This window comes from Psychrobacter sp. (genome assembly GCF_018260395.1).
GTDB lineage: Bacteria > Pseudomonadota > Gammaproteobacteria > Pseudomonadales > Moraxellaceae > Psychrobacter.
Genome location: NZ_JAGLBC010000196.1, coordinates 1 through 3,182, shown reverse-complemented (window position 1 = coordinate 3,182; position 3,182 = coordinate 1). Strand labels below are relative to the sequence as shown.

Annotated in this window: 1 protein-coding gene; it reads left to right on the top strand. The window is 42.3% G+C overall.

Annotated elements, in window-relative coordinates:
* Window positions 1–201 precede the first annotated feature (201 nt).
* On the top strand, window positions 202–3,182 hold a 2,981-nt coding region (locus QZ265_RS10345; RefSeq protein WP_296405904.1), incomplete at its 3' end, for an insulinase family protein.

The window sequence follows — 3,182 nt, the reverse complement described above, 5'->3', positions numbered from 1 at the left end:
ACTTTAAAAAACCACAAATGACTCCATTAACTTATATCAGTATTTTTAATTAAGCCGTTTTGGGTGTCATTTCATGGATGACCCAGTAATGAGCTGTATTAAAGCTAATTTTATAATGTGCAATTCAAAAACATTTTTTAGCCCATAGCCAATGATTAAAATATAGCCAACAATAAGACAATAAACAATACGAGCAAACATATGAACCAAGTTAATGCAGCGCCAGATTTGACCCTTCACCCAAGTTTTGAATTTATTCAACACCGCAAAATTGAAGCGTTGTCGTTAGATGTTTTAATTTCCAAGCACAAACAAACCGGAGCCATGCATTATCACTTGGCACACCCTAGTGATGAAAATGCATTTCTTGTAGGATTTCGTACTCAGCCTATGGACTCAAAGGGCGAGGCCCATATTCTTGAACACACTGCACTATGTGGGTCGGCTAAATATCCTGTACGTGATCCCTTCTTTTCAATGATCAAACGCTCATTGAACACTTTTATGAACGCCATGACTGCGGCGGATTGGACAGCTTATCCTTTTGCTACCCAAAATAAGAACGACTATTTCAATTTATTGTCTGTGTATTTAGATGCTTCATTCTTTCCCAATTTACATCCTCTAGATTTTGCTCAAGAGGGTATACGTATTGAGTTGGATGAAAACGATAAGCCACAGTTTAAAGGTATTGTATTTAATGAAATGAAGGGCGCGATGAGTGCTGAGATTGATCAGTTATATCATAGCGTTGCCCATCATTTATTCCCGACAACGACTTATCACTATAACTCAGGGGGTGATCCTGCAGATATTCCTGATTTAACCCATCAAGAGTTAGTTGAGTTTCACCACAGTCATTATCATCCCTCTAATAGTGTAATAATGAGCTTTGGTAATATCCCTGTTCAACAAACACAGGCCAAGCTACATGATGACGCCTTAGCCCAATTTGGCGAAGGTAAAAAACATCAATCACGCCATGAAATCCGACTAAGTGCACCTATTCAGGTAATAGAAACCTACACGGTAGATGAGATTGATAAGGCGCAGACCCATCATGCTATGGCATGGTTACTTCCAGAAATTACTGACCCAAGACAACGTTTGGCATTACGTTTATTAGAAGGGATTCTTATTGAGCATGCAGGCTCACCATTAAGGGCTTATTTAGATAGCCATCCGTTGGCAATTGGTCCAAGCCCCTTATTAGGGTTAGATGACAGTCATTTTGAAATGGTGTTCTATGCTGGTGTTCGTGGTTCTGAAGCAGAACATGCTGATGAGATTGAGCAGGGTATCCTACAATTATTGCAACAAGTAGCTGAGAGCGAAATTGATCCAGAAGCCATTGAAACTATCTTGCATCAGATCGAGATTGATCAGCGTCACATCGGCGGTGATAGTATTCCTTACGGCCTAAACTTAATGTTAGAAGGCTTTAGTACCGCTATTCACGATGGTAACCCAATTGATATTTGGCAAGTTGATGACCATTTGCAGTGGTTACGTGAGCAGGTGAAAGATCCTACATGGTTGCCAGGGTTATTGCAGAAGCATTTGATTCACAATCCGCATCGTGTGCGTGTTACTTTAGTACCCGATGCTACTAAATCTGCTAAATTAGCTGAGGCCGAGCAGGCCCGCTTAGATGCCATAGAAGCGACCTTAACTGAAGCGGATAAACAATCTATCAAAGAGCAAATGGCACAATTAACAGCGCGTCAAGCTGCTGAAGATGATTTGAGTCTACTACCAAAAGTAGGTCTAGAAGATGTGCCTGATGCCATTAGCTTTACCTATGGTAAGCAGGTAGCCATTAAGCTTGCAGGTGATGATAGTGTGTTATATCAATATGAAGCGGGTACCAACGGCTTATATTATTACCAAATTATAATGCCACTGGCTGGTCAAGATGACCTAATTAATCATCCGCTATTACCTATATACCTAGGTTTATTGTCTGAACTTGGTACCGATACTTTAGCAGCGCGTGATTTTCAGGCCCTGCAAGCTGCTCATTCTTCTGGAGTCACTGCGCGTATAAGTCAGCGAACATCGCCTCATGATCCAGATCTATTGTCTAGCTATTTTGTGGTGGCGACTCGTGCTCTAAACCGTAAACCTGAAGCCATAGACTTGGTTAAACAGGTTTTAGAGCACAGTATTTTTACTGAGCAAGACCGCATCAAAGAATTATTGCAGCAAAGAAGAGCAGGATGGCAGTCACGTTTGGCAAGCTCAGGTCATGCGTATGCGATGCAAACGGCCAGTCGTAGCATGAGCCGTCAAGCTGAGCTTGAGTATGTGCGTAGTGGTTTACCGGCGTTAAATGCGCTAAAAGACTTTTTAGGCAATGCTGATGAAGATGATAGCAAATGGGATGAGTTATGTAGTGCGCTTTTGGTATTACATAAACGTATGGCAAGTTTGCCAAAACAGGCCTTGATAGTATGTGAGCCTGAACAGACGCAACGCCTCAAGGATTTAATTGAGAAAAATTGGGTGCAGTCACTATATACAAATAAGGTAGAGCAGGACAGTCAGGAGTTACGAAAAAGCATTCCTACTGAATACACCCAGCTTGAGCTTGAACGTGGTAGTGCGCAGCCGAACCTTACTGCCGATAGACAAGCAGAAGACATGGCATGGCTAGTGGCCACTAATGTCTATCATAATGCGGCGGCTTATCCTGTTGTGCCTGCTGATCATCCTGACACAGCTGCTTTAATGGTATTGGCGCCTTACTTACGTAATGGCTACCTGCATGGTGCCATTCGTGAACGAGGTGGTGCTTATGGAGGCGGCGCTGGATATGATGCCAATGCATGTGCCTTTAAATTCTTTAGCTACCGTGATCCACATTGCGCAGAGACTTTTGAACACTTTGAGCAAAGTGTGAAATGGTTATTGAATGAGCCCCAAAAGCCTGAACAATTAGAAGAGGCTATATTAGGGATTATCTCTGGAATGGATAAACCAGGCTCGCCAGCTGGAGAAGCAGTTAAGTCCTGCTTTGCCGATTTACACGACCGTGGTGAAGCTTGGCAACAGAAAATGCGTGCTAATATTTTAATCGTTACTTTAGATGACTTAAAGCGTGTGGCAACCACTTATCTTAAAGATAAGCCAAGTAGCAAGGCCGTATTGGCTCCTCATGATAAAGAAGAGACGTTACAAAA